The following is a 22910-nucleotide window of genomic DNA, read 5'->3' as shown; positions in this document are numbered from 1 at the left end:
AGCCTGAAAAATTATGCTGGAGGGAAAAGAACTGATCCTGGCTACCAAGCCATTTGCATGTGAGACCAGAACAAAAAGCTGGCTATATACGTTGTCTACACTATTCCTGCTGGCACTGTCGCTCGCCGGCACGCTGGTACTGCCACACCCGTTTTTCAGGGTGATCTGCAGTATATTATCAGGATTCCTTATTATAAGAATGTTTGTTATCTATCATGATCATCAGCATCATGCTATATTACATAATTCGTGGGCGGCAACAGCGATTATGACGGTATTCGGTATTTATGTACTGGCCCCTGTGAGCATCTGGAAACGTTCGCACGATTATCATCATAAGAATAACTCGAAACTCTTCAGTGCGGGCATCGGCTCCTATCCGATTGCTACGAGGCAGAAGTTTGAAATGATGACGCCCGCAGAAAGACGCACCTATTTGTTTACCCGCCACCCTGCCACTATAGCCGCCGGATACCTGTTTATGTTTCTCATTGGCATGTGTCTGCGCTCTTTCACGTGCAGCCCGCGCAAACATATGGACTCATTGCTGGCATTGTTTATACATATCGGGGGCAGCATTGCTGTTGTATATTTCCTGGGCTGGCAAAGCTGGTTACTTTTCATTGTAATCCCCTTCACAATCGCCTGTGGAACCGGTGCCTATCTTTTCTATGCACAGCACAATTTCCCGGGTGTGACCTTCAGTGATAACGAAGACTGGTGCTATCACACAGCTGCGCTGGAAAGCTCCAGCCACATGGTAATGAACCCGGTTATGGCATGGTTCACGGGCAACATCGGTCTTCATCACATTCATCATCTTAATGCACGTATACCGTTTTACCGGTTACCGGAGGTAATGCAGCATTTCCCTGAACTGCAGATAGCCAAAACTACTTCGCTCAGCCTACGCGACATCAGGGCATGTTTCCGCCTTAAAATGTGGGATCCGGCACTGAACAGAATGATCAGTATAAGAGAGGCTTCTGCCCTTAAGGTTGATGCGCAGAAAAAGTTCGCTGCTGCAACCCCTGTATGATCTTTTTGCGGGAGTCAAACATTGCCCTTGTCTTTTCTTTGGTAGTCTGCAAAATCGGAATGCCTGCTGTATGTGGAGAACCGGCTGTAAAAGGGGGTTCAGGATTATATTCCAGTTGCAGCTGCACGATCTTTGCCATTTCCTCGCCGCCAATCATGGCTGTGAGTGTAAGGCCGAAATCTATACCGGATGTAACACCGCTGCCGGTAATACGATTACGGTCACGCACCACCCGCTCTTCCACCGTTTTTACATCAAACATGCGCAGCAACTCCTGTGAGCGCCAGTGTGTAGTGGCCCTGTAACCATCCAACAAGCCAGCAGCAGCCAGTACCAGCGATCCTGTACATACAGAAGTGATATATTTTGCATGTCTTGCATGCAGTTGCAGAAAACCCAACACAACCTTATTCGTGAGTAACGCGTTGATCCCTCTGCCGCCCGGTACAAAAATTATATCCAGCTGCGGACAATCCCGGAATGCCACATCAGCCTGTAATGTGAGTCCTCCTTCTGCTTTCAACGGAGTCGTCGTTTCTCCAATAACAATCACATCAAAACAGGGCGCTTTGATGAATACATCATATGGACCTGTAAAATCGAGAATGGTCAACTCCGGGAAAAGGAGCATGCCTGTTTTCAAAGGTTTCATATTGGATCCTTTAACGGTGAAAAATCAAATTCAATAGTTTTGTCAATGATATGCGGCAGCTGTCAACGGTGCTGGTCATAGGTATTACCAGGCAAAGATCGCTGCAGCGACTGTATCTCTATAGCAGACAGGCTACGTGACGACAGCGTTGACAGCACATCTTCCAGTTGCTGTTGCGTGCGCATGCCAGCTACTGCAGTAGTGATACCTGGTTGCTGCAATACGAAACGGAGTGCAGTCTGCGCGCATGTTCTTCCATCTGCAGAAAGTTGCTGTACTACCCCGGCAGCTGTGGCCACTTCATCTTTCGAATAGTTAAGATACGGTTCCGGCGCTTTACCTGCAAGTAGTCCTTTTGCAATGGCTCCACGGGCCAATATGCCGATCTTATTTTCCCGGAGCAACGCCAGACAAGCCTCTTCTGGCCGCCGGTCCAGCAAACTGTACTGCATCATTACACTCACAATGCCGGAACGTTCCACGTATTTACGTATTACATTCGGCCTGATGGATGAGATACCATAGTAGCGGATCTTTCCCTGTTGCAGCAATATTTCAAAAGCTTCAATTGTTTCATCAATAGGGTCCTCGATAGTCCCGCCATGCAACTGGTACAAATCGATGTAATCTGTCTGCAGCCGTTTCAGGCTCTCTTCCACAGAAGCAAGGATGTATTCCTTTCGGGGATTCCAATCCCAGCCACTGCCATCTGTCCGCCACTGGTTACCCACTTTGGTGGCGATAATTACATCCTTTCTTTTGCCCTTCAGGGCTTTACCTACAGTTATTTCATTCTGCCCGTGATTGTACAGATCTGCGGTATCAAATAAATTTATGCCGCAGTCAGTGGCATAATGGATTAACCGGGCATTCTCTGCATCGTCAGTTCCAAGGGACATGCAGCCGAACCCTATTTCACTGACACGCAGTATTGATTTTCCGAGCTGATGGTATAGCATGATTGGATAGTTTAGGTTACTTTGCGATAACGCTCCACACTTTCTGTATGAGCATTCCTTACGAAGTTAACGTCTATTCTTTCAACTTGTACAAGGAAGAAATCCTTTAGCACATCCTATCCATTTCATGCTGTGAGATACGCGAAATATAGGCTGCCTGGACAGGCAGCCCCTGCATCGCTTATCATCTGCTCGTGAGATATGACTGTCGGTCTGTAAATCTCCTGTCACATGAGATTACAGGCTGATAAATTTCATTAAGAGGGAGCCGCCTCGATAAGCAGCCCCGTTGATTGCTTGCTCTATTACCGTTCCGAATCCTGTAAGGTTCTACTGTGTCATATTCCGGAAAGTACGGGCTGCCAATATTGAACAGCCCGTGGGTTCTCCGGTTCTATCAACTCACACTATGAATAGGCAGCCATGAATGTTGTTTTAAATATATGTTGAAGACCTCTTCAGGCCTGAATTGTTCCGTAAAGGGACCGTCTGGAAAGACAGTCCGGGGAATTAATCGTAACAAGTCCTGTGATTAACAGGTAGCTGTTGGTTTCTCATATGGCGTCTTCTTTGTCTTTGTTAACATTGTATAATCACCCTCTTTTCATTGTTCCTGGTTACGTTGTAAAGTCAGGAGGTGGAAAAAGCGGGACCATTTCGACAAACGGTCCCTTTTTTCTTCCCTATTACCTGGCTTTCCAGAACTTTATGTAGATGAATCTTTGTGCAAGGGATATAGGACAACTTTCAGAGTGGGACCACTTTGAAAAGCAGTCCCCATCAGCATTCATCTTATATACCTGCATTTGGATTCTTACAATTCCTTACTATCGGACTGCTTTGACAAACAGTCCTTTGCGCTGATTTACCCCATAAATGTGCCTTTGAGGCTGTGTTAATGCTACAATCTTTCAACGATCTCCCATCATGTGAGAGGGCTAACAAACAATGCTGTAAAATCTTACACGCAATGCATTTCCATTATGATATGTAATATCATGGTAAAGTAAGGCGCAGATACGCTGCAGCCCACCGTATCATTCCAGGATGGTGTCAGTTTAGCACAACCAGGAAAAACAGCTGGTAATGATATTTACTCAGGAACCTACATGTTTGGAAGTATCTGTTGAATAGAATAGTCTGCATATTGGGTTGGTGTTTCGTGTTATGGATAACAAACAGTGGAATAACAAAATTCCTTAGTGCAACAGATCAAAGCAATCAAGAAGATTATGGCTATTTGTGTGTAACAGGGTTAATGTTACAATGCAAAGATAAGAAGCCAATACATCCGAATATCACTCCAAATGCACTGATACCCTGATGAATGAAAATGAACGGACCAATTATTCACTGAATAAAATGAATATCTTTTTTTTTGAAAAAATTTGTATACGACATCATAAAAAACAGGAAATTTACTATTATCATAAATACATCTCATATGCAACACCAGATAACAGGCGCCTTCCTGGGTATTGCCATCGGCGATGCATTGGGCGTGCCTGTGGAGTTTAAAACCCGGAGTTACCTTTCCGAAAATTCCGTTACCGGCATGATAGGATACGGTAGCTGGAACCAGCCACCAGGTACCTTTTCAGACGATGCATCCCTTTCCTTCTGCACTGCTGAAAGCCTCGCACTGGGCTACAACATTGATCACCTCGCCAACACTTTCCTCCAATGGTATCAGCATGGTTACTGGGGTGCGCACGACCAGGTATTTGATATCGGCAACACGACCAGGCTGGCACTGCAAAGAATAGCAACCGGCACCTCTCCCCTCCTGGCAGGTGGCTTCGAGGAATTTGAAAATGGCAACGGCTCGCTCATGCGCATGATGCCCCTTGCCTTCTACCTTGCTGCAGAAAAAGACATCAATACCCGCTACCAGTTGGTAAAAGAAATTTCCGGTATTACCCACCTCCATTTCCGCTCCGTGCTGGCTTGCTTCATTTATGTGGAATATCTCCGCAATCTGCTCACTACCAGCAGTGACCCTCGCAAAGCTTATGAACAGATCCAGAGCGCTGTTAATAATTTTGTACGTAACCGCCAATTCAACCCTACTGAGATAAAGCACTTCGAACGCATTCTCCAGAACGACATTTCTGCCATTTCAGAAGAGCTGATCCTCAGTTCTGGCTATGTAATACACACGCTGGAGAGTGCACTCTGGTGCCTGCTGACAACCGACAGTTACAGCAGCTGCGTATTAAAAGCAGTCAACCTCGGCGGAGACACTGATACCACCGCCGCCGTGGCAGGAGCCGCTGCTGGGTTACATTACCGGGAAACGGGTATTCCTGCCCAATGGGCAAGCGAAGTAGCCAAAGCTACAGCCATCCGGCAGCTGAGCGAGCGCTTCGGCGCGGCCATCAGCACCGCCAGCCCCCAATAAATCCGGTTGTTTCCGCTTAAACTTCTTTACTGGATTCAAGTCTAACCGTTATAATTGAGAGAAGATGAAAAACAGATGCTTTATACTGTTTGTGTTGATCGGGCTGATATGCACTGCCACACAAACCTATGCACAAAGAGTACATATCAGAGGAGGCGTGCATTTCTCGCACGGATTTGGGCCCCGCTATTACGGTCCAAGGGTAATAGCTCCTTATCATGTATATCGCGGTCCTGTATTTCATGGCTATTACCGTCCGTGGTACCGGCCCTATTATGGAGTCAGCTTATTCTTCCCGCCGATAGGTTTTTATGTATCCACACTTCCTTATGGTTACTTTGCGCTGGGTCCTACGTTTGGTCCCGTATTCTATTCTGGGGGTACTTATTACCGGCAATACAACAAAGGCTACAAAGTGGTGGATCCGCCTATGGACGCCGCTGTCCCCAATCTGCCTGATGGAGCCCGGGAGATAAACGTGGATGGCAGCACCTACTACGAACTGAATGGTACCTATTACCAGGAAATCATGACTGATAACGGCAGACGTTATAAAGTGGTAGGTAAAAATGGAAAAATCGGGAATGCAACTGTGCACGACCAGAACACAACTCAACCGGAAGATCTCATTACAGCACTTCCGGAAGGATGCCGCAGTGTCGAGATCAATGGACAACAATATTTTCTTTCACCCGATGGCATGTACTACCAACAGGTGAACAACGGTAATACTTCCGGTTATAAGATTGTGGGAAAAATAAGCGCCGACAATTAATCCGTGCTATACTACCTGCCACTGCTGGCGCCACCACCGTCTGAAGAGCCTCCTCCCCAGTCTGATGATGATGAGAGCTGAAGGAGGAATACGATGATAACGAAGAACTTCCTGATGAACGGCTTTGTACCATCACCTGCCCCTTATCCAGCCCCTGAAAAATTTTTTCTGCTGTGAACCACATGATACGAATGCAACAGTCAGCGGCATTAACAAAATGCATTTCATAACGCTAAAAATAATATATTTTAGTGTCTGTACGTTTTAGATATTCCTGTGTTTTTCACCGGCTATACTAAATATTCTATAAATTAGTGATTCTCAAAATTGTTACCATTTGTCAATTTTCACTATCATCAATTCAGCGCACATGAAAAGGTTTTTCGTATGGATCGCCCTGATCTTCCCGTTGGTTTTAAACGCGCAGACCAAGCTATCCCAAACCGTGGCCGATGATTTCTCCGCGAGGGTAGCCTATCATTACCAGTTAAAAAATGATTCCATTACCGGCTATATCGCCGAACAGCTCACCCGCAGCGGATCTGCGGGCCTGGATATAGACACTACGATGTTTGGTCTGAAGAATGATCCTACCGCACTGGATGCAGCACTGAAATACCTCTACCAGTACAGCGACTGTAACCGGCAGCGTTTTATCAGCACCTTGCGTAGCATGAACCTGCAGAACAACAGTGTATTCCCGCTGGCCACCTATACAGCCAATAAATTTAAAAATGATACCAAGGCGCTTTTAGAAGACAAAACAGATTTTCTGAAGACATATACCGGCCCCGTAACCGGTAAAACTCCGCCCCCCAGCGTTGCAGCGGTATCCTCACCGGCGGCTGCAAACCCGGCAGCAGGAAATAACACCACGGCAACCACCAGCGAAGTGGTAACAGGCAATGCGCCCGCAGCTACAGCTACTGCCTCGCCAGCCGTTGATACCCGCACATGGGAAGTACGCCCGCTTTTCCAGGTACATACTCCGGAACAACTGGTAGAGATGTTTGGCGCCAATAACGTTACACAACGCGACGCCACCAACCTTTCCGGCGCCAAAGATGGAGAAGCCTATGTCATCTATCCTGATACCGACGATGAACTGGAAATACAATTCGATGGTGAAAACGGTAATATCCTTACCTTTTCGCATTTTCCCTCCAAGTGGAAATCACCCTATGGCATCAAGGCTGGCGATCCGCTGGAGAAACTCAATAAAGTAAACGGACGTCCTTTTAAGATCAACGGCTTCGAATGGACCAACGGCGGTATCGTAAACGACTGGCAGGGCGGCGCGCTCGACGGTAAAAGCGTTACCATCATGCTGAAAGTTAATAATTCCGGCGATCCCAAACTCTACGACCAGGTGACCGGCGACAAAAAGATCCGATCTGACCTCCCCGTACTGAAAAAGCTGGATGTCATTATTCAGTCCATAGCATTCAAAGGTAATTAAGATCACCTCAGCTATTGCAGTTATCGCACTGGCTAAGTATATTGTTATATGAAAAAATATTTACTGGCCGGATGCCTTATACTGGCAATGATCATCGGCACTTCCACGAACATGAACGCACAAACGAAAAAACGTACATCACTGAACCACATCGCCTTATATGTGGTTAACCTGGAGCGTAGCACCGCATTTTACAAAGATGTGGTCCAGCTGGAAACTATGGAGGAACCATTTAAGGATGGCCGTCATAGCTGGTTTAAAGTGGGCGAACATAGTCAGCTGCACATCATTTCTGGTGTAGCCACAGCCACCACACACGACAAAAACACGCACCTCTGCTTCAGTGTGCCTTCCATGAAGGATTTTATTGCTGTGCTCAACCAGCACCAGCTTCCTTTTGAAGACTGGCCCGGTAAAGCCAACACCATTAACAAAAGGGTGGATGGCGTACAGCAGATCTATCTCCGCGATCCTGATGGATACTGGATAGAGATCAATGACGATACCTATTAAAAAATAAAAAAAGAGATGCGCCGCGCCTGTTCCTGAGAATAGACGCGGCGCATCTCTTTTTATGCATACCGCAGGATCATTGCAGGATTTTTCTTAAATTCAGTAAGAAATGTTCATCTACCCTTCAATGTTATGTCATTACAACTGAATGTTCCTTTAACAGAGAGCGATGAAGCAAAAGCCAGGGGAGTCCTGTGGGACCCCAATTTAAAGACATGGTATCTCCCGCAGGATCAGTATGGCCGGCTGATGGAGGTGGACAAATGGATCCCGGAAAAGGATACGGCCATCATTCTTTCCAACGAAGTTACAGTAGCACATGCCGAGCGTCCATGTTGGAAATGTGGTCATCCCAATAAAGTGATTGCGATCGGCAGCAATTATTTTTATGAGAAAGATATAAATGAACGGGATGAGCCAGTATGGCTGGAACAAGGCTTCTTCACCTTATTCCAACAGATAGCCACCGTTTCAGACAATCTGCAGACCCTTCTCCGCGATCACTACCCTCATTACAGTAAGGACTATGCGAAAGCAACCGGTACTTCCTACTGGAATAATCACTGCGAAACCTGTCAACAGGTGCAAGGCGACTGGCATCTGTTCGACGAACCCGGTAGTGTATTTTATCCTACCAATCCGGAGACCGCCGCCCACATCCTGTTAAAGACATTCCAGCTTAAATATGCCCCTCGCATTGACGCAGGCTACAGCTACGGTGATCACCTGCGGCTCATTACAGAATTTGCCGGTCAGGGAAGTAATTATTAATTATTATTCAAAACAACTTTTTAATCGCATCACCAGTTCTCAAATTGAGTTCCCGTTAGCCAATAGTTATAGAAGTCTATCATTTCGTTTACCTCCTTCTTCTTCAGAAGATATTCTTTGATACTTATCTGGTCGTTAGCTCGACGAAACTCTAACTGCTTCATTTCTAGCCGCTTTAGTTGACGCTTTTTAACATTCTCATAGTGCTCAAATGTTTTCTCCTGCTCCGTAAAATATTCTTTACCTGATAAATAAGGATTGTCGGAAAGTTGGACCCTTTCAAGGGAGCATCCCCTTCTCTCCTTAAACGGAATAGTCTGGCCGAATTGCAACAAGGGTTTCTGCCGTATATACTGATCAAAACCCCGACAGAAAAATTCAATATGACCACGTTGGGTGGCTATCAACCATGTGATTTGGTTTTCAATTATTTGTCTTTCGATATAATCAATTTCAAAAACATCTGCCATTAAAACATCGAAATCAAATGAAAGAACCTTTACATCTTTGAAAACTAAAGTAGCAGGAGCTACCCAAAAGGTAAAAGGTAAACCTTCTATATCCGGCTGGTTCCATTTAAATATATAGTCGATATCCAGCTCCAGATCAGCAGCCAAAGCCATTTTATAAATTTGGGAGTCATGCCAGTCCATTAATTCGAAATCCGTCTCCGTCCAAATGCTCTTCTCCAGCTCATATGATTTATTATTATCAGTATTCATAATAATCAAGTCCTTTTATAGCCTTTTACTATCAGGTAGATCGAACAAGTGAGAAAAATAGATGTAAATAAAAACAAGTCCTTACCTCCAGATACAAAAGTTATAACTACAAATTAACCAATATCTTATCGTTGCTAAAATTATCTTTGTACTATCTCATTCATCCGGAGTTGATCCAGCTACTGTGTTTTTAAGTCCGTAACTCAATTCGGGAATACGTTCTCTGATAACATTTCATTTCAATTAAAATATTATGAAGACGGGGCACCCTTTTTCTCCAAAAATCATCTTTGCTTGCTTTTTACTGGTTGCGCAAACCATACAAGCGCAGGTAACAGAACCGCATAAGGATATCAGAAAACCTGTAGATACCGCCTGGAGCCATTCTTTAGCAGGCGATAAACTGCTGGCAAATGGCCAGTTACTGAGTCCCGCAGGGCAAAGCCTCAACTTAACAAAAGGAACCAGGATATTGAATCTGGAATTCGCGCACCAACAGCATATACTCATTGCAAAAAACAATGGGCAGTTGACTTTTATTGATGCAAAAGATTTTAAACCACTTAGTAACTTCGACTATCCCGATAAGGAATCAGGCTCAATGAATGGCCTTGCCGTAGATGACAACGATTCTACTTTATATTTTACCGGGTTGCAAAAGAATTTATATGTAGGCCATGTTAGCAGAACAGGCATCTTTACGCTTACAAAGAAAATCGATCTATCCGCTAATAATAAAAAAAACAACCCATTAGGAATCGGGTTATGCAATAATAATATCGCCTTTGTTGCCCTCGCCATTACGAATGAAGTTGCCGTTGTTGACCTTTCTAAAGGCAAAGTATTAGACAGGATACCGGTAGGTGTTTGCCCTTATGCAGTCATCATCAGTAAAGACAAAAAGCTCGCATTCGTAAGTAATTTTGGAGGCCCGTATCCTGGGAAAGGAGATAGAACGGAAAAATCGGCAGGAACAGACGTTGCGGTGGATGAACGATCAGTTGCACTGCGAGGCTCCGTTACAGTAATTGACATTCAGTCAAGAAAAAAGATTACAGAGATTGCTACACGCATCCATCCCGAATCAATGACATTGTCTCCCGAAGGTAAATTACTTTATGTTACAGATGAGAGCGGCGACGGCATTAGTGTAATAGATATAAAGACTTTAAAAGTCGTACATACCATTAACACCAAACCAGATCCCTCTCTCCCCTATGGCAGCCTGACAACAGCGCTGGCCTTTAGTACCGACGGGAAAACATTGTTTGCGGCCAATGCCGGAAACAATTCAATTGCGCTCATTGATCCGAAACATCCGCAAAAAGCGCCTTATGGCTTTATTGCAGCGGGTGGCTTTCCGGGTGCTATAGGTATTGCCGGAAACAATTTATTTATTGGAAACGTAACGGCCTTGAAAGGACAGATCCAAAAAGTGGCACTTCCCGGCAATAAAGCAGAATTAGATACCTATACAACCATAGCCAGCAAAGGGTTTCATTTTATAGAATTACTAAGAGTACAGGCCGGAGCCAATGTAAATGTCAGACCTAAACCAATCCCCGATAATATCGGCGAACCATCTTCAATAAAACACGTAGTGTATATTATTAAAGAGAATAAAAAATTTGATCAGGTATTGGGTGATTTTGGCAAAGGTAACTGTGACCCTAAATTGGTCGAGTTTGGGAAAGAGATAACTCCTAACACACACGAACTTGCAAAGCAATTTGTGCTGCTGGACAATTACTATTGCAACGGTGTCAATTCAAGCGATGGGCACCAATGGGCTATCCAGGGGATTACTACTCCATACCATGAAAAAGATTTTTCAAATGGGCATTGCGCTTATGATTTCGGCACAGATCCTTTGTCTTATGCAGGTTGCGGTTTCATTTGGAATCACTTACTGCGCAAAGGCATTTCATTCAGAAATTTTGGAGAAACAGATCTCGCTGAAATAACCAAAGGAAAAACCTGGACCGATGTATATAACGCCTGGAAAAATAAAAATGATTCTGCCCGGTACCAGTGCTCATATGCAATGAAAAGTCTGGAGAAATACAGTGACTTGCGTTACCCCGGCTGGAACATGAATATTACCGATCAGGTTAGAGCCGACGTATTTATCAAAGCATTGCAGGAATATGAAGCAGCGGGTAATCTGCCTGAATTTATAATCGTTTATTTACCAAATGATCATACCAGTGGGTATAGTGAGGAAAACCCTACTCCACGCGCCTATGTAACTGACAATGACTGGGCAACAGGCAGAGTGGTGGAAGCGCTTTCGAAAAGCTCCTTCTGGAAGGATATGGCTATTTTCATCAATGAGGATGATCCCCAAAGTGGTACAGACCATGTAGACGGACACCGCTCTATATGTATGGTGGCAGGGCCTCAGGTAAAGCGAGACACTATCATCAGTCATTTTTACAATCAATCATCCGTATTGCATACCATCTGCCAGATATTCGGCGTACCACCTATGAACCAACTGGTCGCTACCGCTCCGTTAATGACTGTGTGCTTTAAACAAGATCCTGACTATACGACCTATAATTGCCTGACGCCTTCCGTCCCCATCAATGAGCTGAATCCCCGTAGGGACATGATCAAAAGTAAAACTACCGCCAGGTTAGCTCCGCTGACACAGAAAATGGATTTCTCCAGACCCGATCTGATCGATAAGGATGCATTGCTATTTAGTGAATATGTATGGTCTACTATACATGGCGACAAACCCTTCCCAAAAGCATATTTCGGCGCACATCAAAAGGGCTTAAAAGCCCTCGGTCTGAAAGCAGACCCCAAATCCGGAGAAGATAATGATTAAGAAAATGTACAATATCCCATCCTGAAATATACTTCGGGATGGGATTGCTCTCATCCCCTGATTTACTTTCTGATGCTAAAAAGCAAGGGATGAGTTTGTAATAACCTAATCGGTGAATGCTAACCTTTCATCCGCAGTACTGTTTTTCTATTTAATGGAATACGTTAACTTGTTAATGTATCCGGGACGACAATGTCTATTCAGAAAAAAGTTCGTTTATTATATTAGAATATCAGGATTATGGTTTCAAATATTCAAAAAGAAAAAGCTGAAAAGTTTCTGAAATTTCATCATGACGACGAAATTTTGGTGCTGTTAAATTCATGGGATATCGGAAGTTCCAGGTTAATAGAAGCATGTGGCTATAAAGCTATCGCAACAACAAGTATGGGAATGGCCGCCTCTTTAGGTTACCCTGATTGCCAGATAATGCAATTATCAGAGATGCTTGAAATTATTACCGGCATTGTAAAAGGAGTACAAGCACCTGTAACTGTAGATATAGAAGCCGGATACGGAAACAACTTGGATGAAATAATAGATTCAGTTAAAAAGATAATTGCTACAGGAATTGTTGGAATAAATATCGAAGACAGCATCAATATGAGTCCGGTATTAATTGACGAGGTGGAATTCTGTGATAGAATAGCAGCTATCCGTTCGTTATCAGACTCACTGGGCTTTCACTTAGTAATTAATGCAAGAACGGATTCTTTCTATACTTCGTTTGGTTCACCCAAAGAAAAATTATCCGAATCAATACGGCGTGGTAACAAATACCGGGAAGCAGGTGCGGACTGCATATTTGTTCAGCCTGTATGGGAAAAAGAAACAATTGCTATGCTAGTGAAGGAGATTAATGCCCCAATTAATATTCTTTCAAATCCCACAATTGGAGAAGGCGTGCCCCCTTCTGTCCGTGAATTACAAGATATGGGTGTTGCCAGACTAAGCCTGGGATCAAGTTTAATGAAAGCTACTTTAGCCCTAATTAAAAAAGTAGCCAATGAGATATCAGCCGAGGGAACTAGCAGTATTTTATTAGACGCAATGACACCGATTTCCGAGACTATATTAGCTTATAAAATGGCGACAGGCCAGACTAAATAAAGGAGCAGTCAACTAAAGGGAACAATATTACTTCCCGAAACAGAATATGTGAAGAATGCAGCTATAGCATGCCGACTCTCTATCGAAAAATGAGAGGGATAGATACGACCAATGACAATGGTAAGCTAATCCCAGCACTGAGTAATGCTGAAAAGGATAAAATACTTGAAGTTGCAGAAGAAATAAAAGAATACCTGATTAGACAACTTGCACCTGTTGAAGGGCAACATGACTATTAATGACCTAAATGGTTAATCATAAAGTTACCCTCCAGAACAAATCACAGGACAAGCAGCTCTCTCCTGCTGGTCCTGTGATTTCCGGAGGAAGCGAGCTTACCTCCCCCATTTAGGATAGCAAACTAGGTATGCACATAGAGTGCGCAGTGAACAATCAACTTTAATAGACTACAACTCACAATGTAATCTTGCTTATAAATATTTCATATTCAGCTATTTGAAATCTCAAAAAAATGTACTTCCTTCGTATGACTATTGTTTGGAGAAAGTAAAATATCCCTTAATCAGAGTATTTTACCTGTGTAATCGATAATGACCCAAAATCCTGGCCATATGAAATAAATGCAGTTACCCCGGCCTTAAATGTGAATCAAGAGAGTCTATCATACCTATGTCTCAGACAAGGGATGTTCATTTTAAATTTTGCCTGTATTAGCCTCCATCGGAAGAGCACACAATGTCGGCTCATTCTGAGAGAAGATTTGGATTTCTTACAGACAATGAAAAATAAACGTATAAGAAAATGTTTTCAACCAGAATTAGTGTGGCGGTCCTATGCCAGATGCTCATCCAGCTGTTTATTACCAGTCAGGCCCGCAGCCAGAAAATAGAATTCAGCAATGCCCTTACTGTATTAACAGATCGTCAGACGCCGGTAGCCGCTGGCATCGAAAAATTTGGCAATATACAAATGTCATATCAGTCAGGTAGCCCGAATATATCCATTCCCATCTATGAAATCGAATTGAAGGGATTCAGGTATCCGATAGCATTATCCTATACAGCCAAGGGAATGCCGGTGAGGAGCGTGGCCGGTACAGTTGGATTGGGATGGAATCTGAATGCAGTCACCAATATTACTTTTCAACGATTCGGTAGTAATGATTACACATTGGTTACTAATAATGCGGACGCACCGGGCTATAGAAAGTATTTTCAGCTGTCTAACTGTGGCTCAGTATGTGGAGGCTATTGCACCTATACCAACTCTCAGGACGTTGGTACAGCCAAATTGATGGCAAACATGCAGGAATTCTCCAATTACCTACCCGATATTTATACAGCTAGTGGGCCTACTCTGAACAAAAAATTTTTCCTGAAGGATAAAAAAGGCTTTACCATACCTGCCTCTGACCTCAGAATACTATCAGACATCCAAACCGGAAGTGGTGGAGAGGAGGATATAACCAGTGGAGGATTTACAGTTACTGATACCGATGGGAATGTATATTTCTTTAATAAATTTTGGGGAAAGGCTGCATATCTGACAAAAATCATAACCGCTGCCAATGACAGCATCAAGTTTTATTACAATGCTATCGATTTACAGTATCTGACGGAAGGGCGTCGGATGAAAATTGAATATGAGGGTCAGGTGGGCGGATGTGTTGGATATATTTCCTGGCCTCCAGAAGACAACAGACCAAATGGAGACCGGTATAAAGAACTGCTGTTGGATTCAATAGTGGCAGGTAACAAAGGTAAAATAGAGTTTAGCTATTCTGACAGAAAAGACTTGATTGATACTTATTCCAGCGGCAATACAGGAAAAAAGCTTGACCAAGTAAAGGTGTATGACCATAGGTATGCTCTCAGGAAGCAGCTACAGTTTACATACAGTTATTTTGGGGATAGTACGGCTCCTAATGGCTGTTATCTTAAGCTTACATCAGTAAAGAAAGTAATACCAGGAACCACTCAATCTGAAGATTATAAATTTGGTTACAATCCCATGCCCCTTCCTGGCAGATTATCTTTGGAAAGAGATACCATCGGATATTATACCCGGGAACCGAAAGCATGTATGCTGGAAAAAGTAACATATCCTACAGGAGGTTATACGCAGATAGAGTATGAAAGAAACAGGCTTTGGTACAAAACACCACTGCGTGTCAGAACAATAACTGACTATACATTAGATGGAAAACAGTTCAATATCAGAAGCTATGAGTATGAGGAACAGCTATCATTCAAAAAACGGTTCAGGTTCGATAAGAGAATGTTTAACAGTAGTACTTATTGCCAGAATAGTAGCGCTGCGATCAGACGCTGTTTCTATACAATAACTACCTCTGAATGTTTCACTGATCTATATGATGCTTATTATTACACGAACATTGAAGAAGGGTATCCGAAAGTAACCGAGTATTTCGGTACTAACAGCATACAGGGAAAGAAAGAATACTACAACCTCATACCTGCGGTAAGTAATTTTGTGGGGCTATGGAATACCTCTGTTCTTTTGTCCAAAGAGCTGACATACAAAAAAACTGACAGTGGTTTTGAATTGGTCAGCTCATCTGAAAATACCTATAACCAATTTGATAATTTAAAACCAGGTGACCTGTTCGCAGATGTAAACCATCCACGCATTACAAGAACCTGGGGGCTTGCATTTTCCATAAGACAGGAAGAAATAAATGGATTTCACTCGGCATGCGGCGGAGGCATAGGTTCCATATGCTCCCCCTATGACATTGAACAAGTGAGTATTGCTCTGAACTCAGTACCAGTATTGCTTACCTCAACTGTGACGAAACAATATAACGGGGTAAATAGCACTCCTCTGGTAACAACCCTGAACTATACATATAATGATGTCCAGAGTCTGACTGCAGTGAGCACGACATCTATAAACAGCAAGAATGAAAATGTCATTATCAGCAAACAATTTCCTTACGACTTTAGCGGTACGGCTGTTTATGACTCTATGCAGGCACGGAATATGAAAAGCTATTGGGTTACTGAAACTATTAACCATGACAGCAGACAGATATTCAAGACCTTCCGCAATTATATTTTCACTGATGCTACTCTGAGAAATATCAACACGTCCAATATACAGATACAGAATGGGAGTAGTAATGTTGATACCAGGCTTGAATACCATCGCTATGATAATAGAAACAATATCTTGGAACAATCAAAGACCAAGGACATTCACGAGGTATACCTCTGGGGGTATGGCAATCAATATCCTGTTGCAAGGGTGGTTGGTGCTTCTTATGACCAGGTGATACCGCTTGTTAACCAGAGTATAATACAGAATCCCGCAAGCGATCAGCAGCTGAGAGACGAAATACAAAAGTTAAGGGACAATTCATCTGGATGGCAGATTTCCGGGTACACTTATTTACCACTGATCGGTATTACCAGTGAAACAGCCCCGGATGGAAGAACAACCTACTATGAGTATGATGGAATGGGGCGTCTGCGGCTGATAAGAGATATAGACGGGAAAATCCTCAAGTTGTTTTGCTACAACTATCTTGGTCAACAGACGGAGTGTACAGACCAGGTGTTCTATAACAGCGAGATTAACAGGGCATTTACCAGGAATAACTGTTCCACCGGATACGACCCTCTAACTGTTATTTATACAGTGCCTAAAGGCAAATACGGCTCTCTTCAGTCCCAGCAGGAAGCGGATAATCTGGCCGAAGCAGATGTCACAGCTAATGGACAAAACTACGCAAATGCAAATGCCGCCTGCCTTTACATTTATTACAACACTGCACAAAGTGCCACCTATTATAAAAATGACTGTCAGAGTGGTTCCGGGGCGGCAGTCGTATATACAGTACCACAAGGCAAGTATAAAGCATACTCGCAGCAAGATGCAGATCAGCTGGCAATCAATGAAATGGTTACTAATGGCCAGCAATATGCAAATACAAATGGCTCCTGTCTTACATACTATGTAAATGACAACATGAGTCAGGGATTCACGCGTAATAACTGCTCTCCTGGTTACATTGGTGGATATGTATTGTATACCGTTCCTAAGGGGAAATATACTTCTACCGAAAGTGTGGCCAAAGCCAATGAGCAGGCACAAGCGGATATAAATGCCAATGGACAGAATTATGCAAATCAGAATGGTACCTGTACCTGTGGTCAGGAAGGGTATAAACTGATCAATGGCAACTGCGAATTGGGTACAAAAGAATACTTCCAGGAGCCACAGGCTGGCGGGAAATGTAAAAATGGGTACTTCTATCGCTTCTCGGATGGTAGTACCAGTCCAAAGTATTATACCAGTGTAACTGCATGCTAACTGGCATTTAAAAAATTATTTTGTCATCGCTGATATTATAGTTATGATCAAGCGTATTCATCTTCTTGGATTTCTTTGCAGCATTATCTTTAGCAATGCTGTGGCTCAAAATATACCCACCGGAGGAACTCAGTTGCCAGCTTCTCCAGTAGCCCTGCCTTCTGTCAATAATGTTCCTGCAGTAAATTACGTGAGGACCTGGGAACCCGCAGGACCAATCAATGATCCTGCAACAATAATCAGTTCGACTGATGTAAAGACTGTCAAACAAAGCACACAGTATTTCGATGGCTTGGGGAGGCCATTACAGACAGTAATAAAAGGGATAAGTCCTATCGGTAATGACCTGGTTACACCAGTGGTCTATGATGAATTTGGAAGAGAGCAATACAAGTATCTCCCTTATACACCAAAGGCTGGCAATACAAATGATGGAAAATTCAAGACAGATCCTTTTCAGTCCCAAAAAGTATTTTACGAAGATAACCTGCTTAATCCCGGCGCAAAGGGTGAGAACATCTTTTACAGTCAGGTCGAATACGAGACATCTCCACTTAATCGCGTATTGAACACTTATGCAGCTGGTAACTCGTGGGCTAAACCTAACAATCATGGAATTAATCAGCAATATCAAATCAATACAGTAAATGACTCTGTGAGATTATGGAGTGTATCCGGCAATACTGTTATCACCCCGGCTATTTACGACGCAGGTCAGCTCTACAAAAATGTTACTACTGACGAAACAGGTAATCAGATTATAGAATTTAAGGACAAGGAAGGACTGGTGGTGCTAAAGAAAGTACAAATTTCTGCCTCTTCAGGCTCTGCACATATGGGCTGGCTATGTACTTACTATGTATATGATGACTTGAATAACGTTCGCTTTGTAATCCCTCCACTGGCAGTAGAGAAAATCACTGGCGACTGGAATATTTCTACAGTTGCGGCAGAACTTTGTTTTCAATACCGGTATGATAGTCGTAACCGCCTAATTATGAAAAAGGTTCCTGGTGCAGATTCAACTGAAATGATATATGATGTCCGCGACAGACTGGTATTCACACGCGATGGTAATATGCGACCTCCGATTGGAAATAGCTGGCTGGTTACCTTTTATGACAAACTAAACAGGCCGGTGGAAACTGCATTATATAATTCAGGGGCATCCAGGGAAACACTACAGGCTTCTATGGATGCTGCGCTTTCTGATGGAAATACCTCCTACCAATACCCAGGCGTTAAAGATCTGGTAGTGGCTGTTGATGATCGCAGTACCTATAAGGCAACCAATAGCGTCGATATGGTGGATGGTTTTGATACTGGGGCTGGTAATGACAGGGATGCCTTCATTGATCCGTCATTAATAGGTGGAACAATGAACATATCCGTTTCCAACCCATTACCAGGTATCGCACAACAGGATCTCACCCCACTTACCTATACATTCTATGATAAATATGATTATGACGGCGTAATAGCTCCGGCCTCCAATGTTTTTAATGGTCCTCAAGCAGGAGATAACCTCTATGCAGAGCCCATTACAGGAACGACGAATAAGACACAGGGGCTCATAACTGGTACTAAAGTAAGGGTGCTCGGCACTAACCAATGGTTGACTACTACAACTTATTACAATGATAAGGGGCGGACTATACAGGTGATCAGCGATAATATATCGGGAGGGAAAGACACACTTACTACTTTATATGATTTCAATGGCAAAACACTTAGCACCTACCTGCGTCATAGCAATCCGCGTAGTGGTCAGACGCCCTGGAATGCGATACTGACTGTAATGAACTATGATGCTGCCGGCAGACTTTTTAATGTAAAGAAAAGAATAAACGGCAATCCAGGTCAGGAAAGGACTATTGCAGCCAACAATTATGATGAGTTGGGCCAGCTTCAAAATAAACGTTTAGGAGTTGTGGGTACATCCCAACTCGAAACATTGAATTATGAATACAATATCAGGGGATGGTTGAAGGGTATCAATAAAAGTTATGTAACTACTCCCGGTAGTGGTAGTAATTGGTTTGGGCAGGATTTAAGCTATGATTATGGATTCCAGACCAATCAATATAACGGGAACATCGCCGGTGCCAAATGGAAAAGTCGGAGTAACGGTATTTCTCGTGCCTATGGCTATGGTTACGACAAAGCTAATCGTATTACCGTTGCCGATTTCACTCAACAAAACACTGATAATGCTGGTTGGACAAGTGATCAGGCAGATTTTTCAGTAAGAGGGCTTTCCTACGATGCAAATGGGAATATCCTTTTTATGAATCAACGCGGCTTAAATGGTACCCTTGTTAAAACAATTGATAGCCTAAAATACCAATACATTCCCAACACCAATAAGCTATTCTTTGTAACGGATCGAGCAAATGACCCACAAAGCAAATTAGGTGACTTTAAAGAGGTGATCAATAATGAGGGGCAGGACTATGTTTATGATGCCAACGGGAACCTCACTAGGGATCTGAACAAACAATTAATCGTAAATCATTACAACCACCTGAATCTCCCTGATAGCATAACCATACTAGGAATAGGATATATAGAATATACTTATGACGCAGGCGGTAATAAGTTAAGCAAGAAAGTTACCGATGTTACCGGCAGTGGTAAAACAACCACTACTGACTATAGTAGTGGCTTCCTGTACGTAAACGATACCCTCCAGTATATAAATCATGAAGAAGGCCGAATCCGTCCAGTATATATAACCGGACAACCTGTGAGTTATGTATATGACTACTTTATAAAAGATCATCTGGGTAATATTCGGATGGTTCTCAGTGATCAGACTACCCTGAACTCCTATGGTGCCAGTATGGAAACGGTAGCATCTCCACGGGAAAATGCCCTTTTCAGTAATATTGACAATACCCGTGCTCCTAAACCCGTAGGCTATCCACAGGATAATACTACCAGTCCTAATGAGTATGTATCGAAACTCAATGCTCAAGGTAACGGCCCCAAAATTGGCCCATCGATTGTATTGCGGGTAATGGCAGGAGACACCATCCAGCTAGGTACCAAAGCATTTTATAAATCCACTAGCACAAACACTTCCAGTGCATCTTCTTCAGATATGCTCACAGCATTACTACAGACATTTGCATCTCCTGGCATTGCTGCAGATGGAGTGCATGGTAGTGGATCTGGTCCGGGCTCTCCCATTACTTCAAATTTCACCAGTGCTAATTATCAGCAGCTGAAAGAAAAAGATCCGGATCAGAACAGACCAGATAAACCCAAGTCGTATCTAAACTTTGTTTTTTTCGACGATCAGTTTAAATTAGTAGACCAGAATAGTGGTGTGAAACAAGTGCAGGGTTCACCAGATGAATTGCAAATACTAGCTACTGATAAGATAATCGTTAATAAATCTGGCTTTTTCTATGTATATACCAGCAATGAAAGCGCACAAGATGTGTTCTTTGACAATATTGTTGTTAATCATAATCCAGGCCCTTTATTAGAGGAAACTCATTACTATCCGTTCGGCCTGACAATGGCTGGGATAAGTGCTAATGCACTGAAAGGCATTAATTATCCTGAAAATCGCAAGAAATATAATGGGATAGAATTCACCACTGAACTGGATCTTAACATGTATGATGCCCAGTTTAGGAATCTTGATCCTCAAATAGGGAGATGGAATCAGATAGACCCCAAGATTGAGAATATGGAGATGTGGAGTCCGTTTGCCTCGAATTATGATAATCCTATTCGCTACAATGACTTTCTTGGCGACGAACCTGGACCCGGGCCAGGCGATCCTCTAACTGTGGAAACAAACAGAGGAGGCTATGATAATGGGAAAGCCATTCTCGAAATTAAAGCAGGTATAAAAAATCTTATTTCTGCTTTATTTAGTCAAATAACTTCGATCAATGGAATGGGGCCTCGTGTCGTCTATAGTGTAAAAGAAACTACTGATGATCTTGGAGCAAGAACAGCCGAGATTTCTCAGAATTTTACTTTTGACAAAGGATCAAGTGGTAGATTTCTAAATTGGAGTGTGGCTAAAGGTGCAGTTGCTGTCGCATCTTTAACACCAGCAGGAAAGGCTACTGGTTTGAATGGACCGATGCTTGCTGCCGAAGTAAGCCCAACGGCTGCAAATGAGGGAGTCAATATCGCTGAACAAGCAGCGAAGGGAACCACAAATATCTTTGGAAAGGAAATCGCCAATACCGCAACTAGAACCGGAAGAGATGGGAAGGCAGTGGAAGTTATGTTCAAAGACGGTAGTAAAATTGATATTAATTCAGCCAGGGTAAAGGAATGGGTTCCTAAGTCCCACCCTGATGCCCCAGCTGGTATACTTCAAAAAGTTAAATTCGATAATTTCCTGCCAGGTTCAAAAGGATTTAAACGTGCCCCAACAGAGGGCGAAATTAACTTTCTAAAAAACTTCTTAAAATAAAGAATAGAATATGAATATAGATAAAGCAATTAGGGAATTCGCCGATTTCTTGAATAGAAGTTGGAGTGTAGCTTACCCATTGCTCATTGATAGAGACTATACTTCTGATGAAGATTCAATAAATGACTGGCTACAATGCAATTGGGAAATACTTGTAGAACGGAAAGTATTAAAGCTCAATGAGTATTTAGAAGTATTTGGTGAAGGTGCCGACTTTAATGGCGCTAGCAGTAGAATCACAGATCCCAATGCACTGCCAAATTTTAAAGTTATTATAAGATCAAATAGTAAACCTGGTGTTTATGATGTATTGAATGACGAAGTTGTTATCTTAAAAGGAGTTTCATTTGAAAAGCTTGTAGGTTTTAAAGACGGATTTTATACTCTGGAACCAGAGTTTAAATATGTACTTATCATCGATAATGATTCGGAGTTAGAAAGGGTTATACCGCTGGATGGTATTGAATTTGATCTGGAGAGGCTATGACGGTAATATTCATTATCTGCTATAAGGTATTAAAGGACTATATTGATTATAGCTTACCAAATAACGTGGGGCCTGCAGAAGACTTTTGGCTTGTAACGAATACATAAAACGGGAAGAAAAGTGGCGGGATCACCGCTACTTTTCTTCCCGTTTTAATGGTACTGCGGTGCAGACACCTACCGGTCCATCCCACCAGCTTTCTTCCTCAGAACTTTGGCGGAATGTTCTTGTTCGGTCGCTATTCGGAGCATTTCTAAGCGGTCATTTCTCAATTTCTCATAGAAAAGAACACTATCACGCATGGACGCAAAGGCAATTGTTGGGATAATGCAGTTGCTGAGAGTTTTTTTAAATCGCTGAAAACAGAGTGCGTGTATCAGCATAAATTCATCAATAAAGAGCAGGCAGCGTTAATTGTGTTTGAATATATAGAAATCTGGTACAAC

General features: G+C 42.9%; 16 protein-coding genes. 13 read left to right on the top strand and 3 right to left on the bottom strand.

Annotation, left to right across the window (positions count from 1 at the left end; genetic code table 11):
* Positions 1 to 13 precede the first annotated feature (13 nt).
* Positions 14 to 1039 carry a fatty acid desaturase family protein gene (locus VM802_RS17985; RefSeq protein ID WP_325533031.1) on the top strand — a complete coding sequence of 342 codons (1026 nt, stop codon included), beginning with the start codon at positions 14 to 16 and terminating at the stop codon, positions 1037 to 1039.
* On the opposite strand, the gene VM802_RS17980 is transcribed toward VM802_RS17985, so the two are convergent.
* Positions 993 to 1691, bottom strand: a complete 699-nt coding sequence (locus VM802_RS17980) for a DJ-1/PfpI family protein (protein WP_325533029.1) — start codon at positions 1689 to 1691, stop codon at positions 993 to 995. The genes VM802_RS17985 and VM802_RS17980 overlap by 47 nt on opposite strands.
* A gap of 62 nt (positions 1692 to 1753) precedes the next feature.
* On the bottom strand, positions 1754 to 2650 hold the full coding sequence (locus tag VM802_RS17975; RefSeq protein ID WP_325533027.1) for an aldo/keto reductase: 897 nt from the start codon (positions 2648 to 2650) through the stop codon (positions 1754 to 1756).
* Positions 2651 to 4094: 1444 nt separating this feature from the next.
* On the opposite strand from VM802_RS17975, the gene VM802_RS17970 reads away from it, so the two are divergent.
* The 5 genes from VM802_RS17970 to VM802_RS17950 all read left to right on the top strand — a co-directional run bounded on the left by VM802_RS17970 (position 4095) and on the right by VM802_RS17950 (position 8569).
* Positions 4095 to 5051, top strand: a complete 957-nt coding sequence (locus VM802_RS17970) for an ADP-ribosylglycohydrolase family protein (protein WP_325533025.1) — start codon at positions 4095 to 4097, stop codon at positions 5049 to 5051.
* A gap of 64 nt (positions 5052 to 5115) precedes the next feature.
* Positions 5116 to 5826, top strand: a complete 711-nt coding sequence (locus VM802_RS17965) for a DUF6515 family protein (RefSeq protein WP_325533023.1) — start codon at positions 5116 to 5118, stop codon at positions 5824 to 5826.
* Between the two features lie 370 nt (positions 5827 to 6196).
* On the top strand, positions 6197 to 7285 hold the full coding sequence (locus tag VM802_RS17960; RefSeq protein WP_325533022.1) for a hypothetical protein: 1089 nt from the start codon (positions 6197 to 6199) through the stop codon (positions 7283 to 7285).
* Between the two features lie 48 nt (positions 7286 to 7333).
* On the top strand, positions 7334 to 7798 hold the full coding sequence (locus VM802_RS17955) for a VOC family protein (RefSeq protein ID WP_325533020.1): 465 nt from the start codon (positions 7334 to 7336) through the stop codon (positions 7796 to 7798).
* Between the two features lie 132 nt (positions 7799 to 7930).
* Complete coding sequence (locus VM802_RS17950; protein WP_325533018.1) at positions 7931 to 8569, top strand: DUF5710 domain-containing protein; 639 nt, start codon at positions 7931 to 7933, stop codon at positions 8567 to 8569.
* 29 nt (positions 8570 to 8598) lie between these two features.
* On the opposite strand, the gene VM802_RS17945 is transcribed toward VM802_RS17950, so the two are convergent.
* Positions 8599 to 9291 carry a hypothetical protein gene (locus VM802_RS17945; RefSeq protein ID WP_325533016.1) on the bottom strand — a complete coding sequence of 231 codons (693 nt, stop codon included), beginning with the start codon at positions 9289 to 9291 and terminating at the stop codon, positions 8599 to 8601.
* Positions 9292 to 9544: 253 nt separating this feature from the next.
* On the opposite strand from VM802_RS17945, the gene VM802_RS17940 reads away from it, so the two are divergent.
* The 7 genes from VM802_RS17940 to VM802_RS17910 form a co-directional block, all read left to right on the top strand.
* On the top strand, positions 9545 to 12127 hold the full coding sequence (locus tag VM802_RS17940) for a bifunctional YncE family protein/alkaline phosphatase family protein (RefSeq protein WP_325533014.1): 2583 nt from the start codon (positions 9545 to 9547) through the stop codon (positions 12125 to 12127).
* A gap of 240 nt (positions 12128 to 12367) precedes the next feature.
* Entirely contained in the window at positions 12368 to 13237 is an 870-nt protein-coding gene (locus VM802_RS17935; RefSeq protein ID WP_325533012.1) for an isocitrate lyase/PEP mutase family protein, read from the top strand.
* A 68-nt stretch (positions 13238 to 13305) separates the two neighbouring features.
* Positions 13306 to 13476 (top strand): hypothetical protein, encoded by a 171-nt coding sequence (locus tag VM802_RS17930; RefSeq protein WP_325533010.1) that lies wholly within the window; start codon positions 13306 to 13308, stop codon positions 13474 to 13476.
* Between the two features lie 523 nt (positions 13477 to 13999).
* On the top strand, positions 14000 to 17533 hold the full coding sequence (locus VM802_RS17925) for a DUF5977 domain-containing protein (RefSeq protein WP_325533008.1): 3534 nt from the start codon (positions 14000 to 14002) through the stop codon (positions 17531 to 17533).
* A 43-nt stretch (positions 17534 to 17576) separates the two neighbouring features.
* Positions 17577 to 21977 (top strand): DUF6443 domain-containing protein, encoded by a 4401-nt coding sequence (locus tag VM802_RS17920; protein ID WP_325533006.1) that lies wholly within the window; start codon positions 17577 to 17579, stop codon positions 21975 to 21977.
* A gap of 10 nt (positions 21978 to 21987) precedes the next feature.
* Positions 21988 to 22464, top strand: coding sequence for a hypothetical protein (locus VM802_RS17915; RefSeq protein ID WP_325533004.1), 477 nt, complete (start codon positions 21988 to 21990; stop codon positions 22462 to 22464).
* A 263-nt stretch (positions 22465 to 22727) separates the two neighbouring features.
* On the top strand, positions 22728 to 22910 hold a 183-nt coding region (locus VM802_RS17910), incomplete at its 3' end, for an IS3 family transposase (protein ID WP_414647102.1).

Source organism: Chitinophaga sp. (genome assembly GCF_035538455.1).
In the GTDB taxonomy this organism is placed as follows: Bacteria; Bacteroidota; Bacteroidia; order Chitinophagales; family Chitinophagaceae; genus Chitinophaga.
This window is presented reverse-complemented; position numbering and strand designations above follow the sequence as displayed.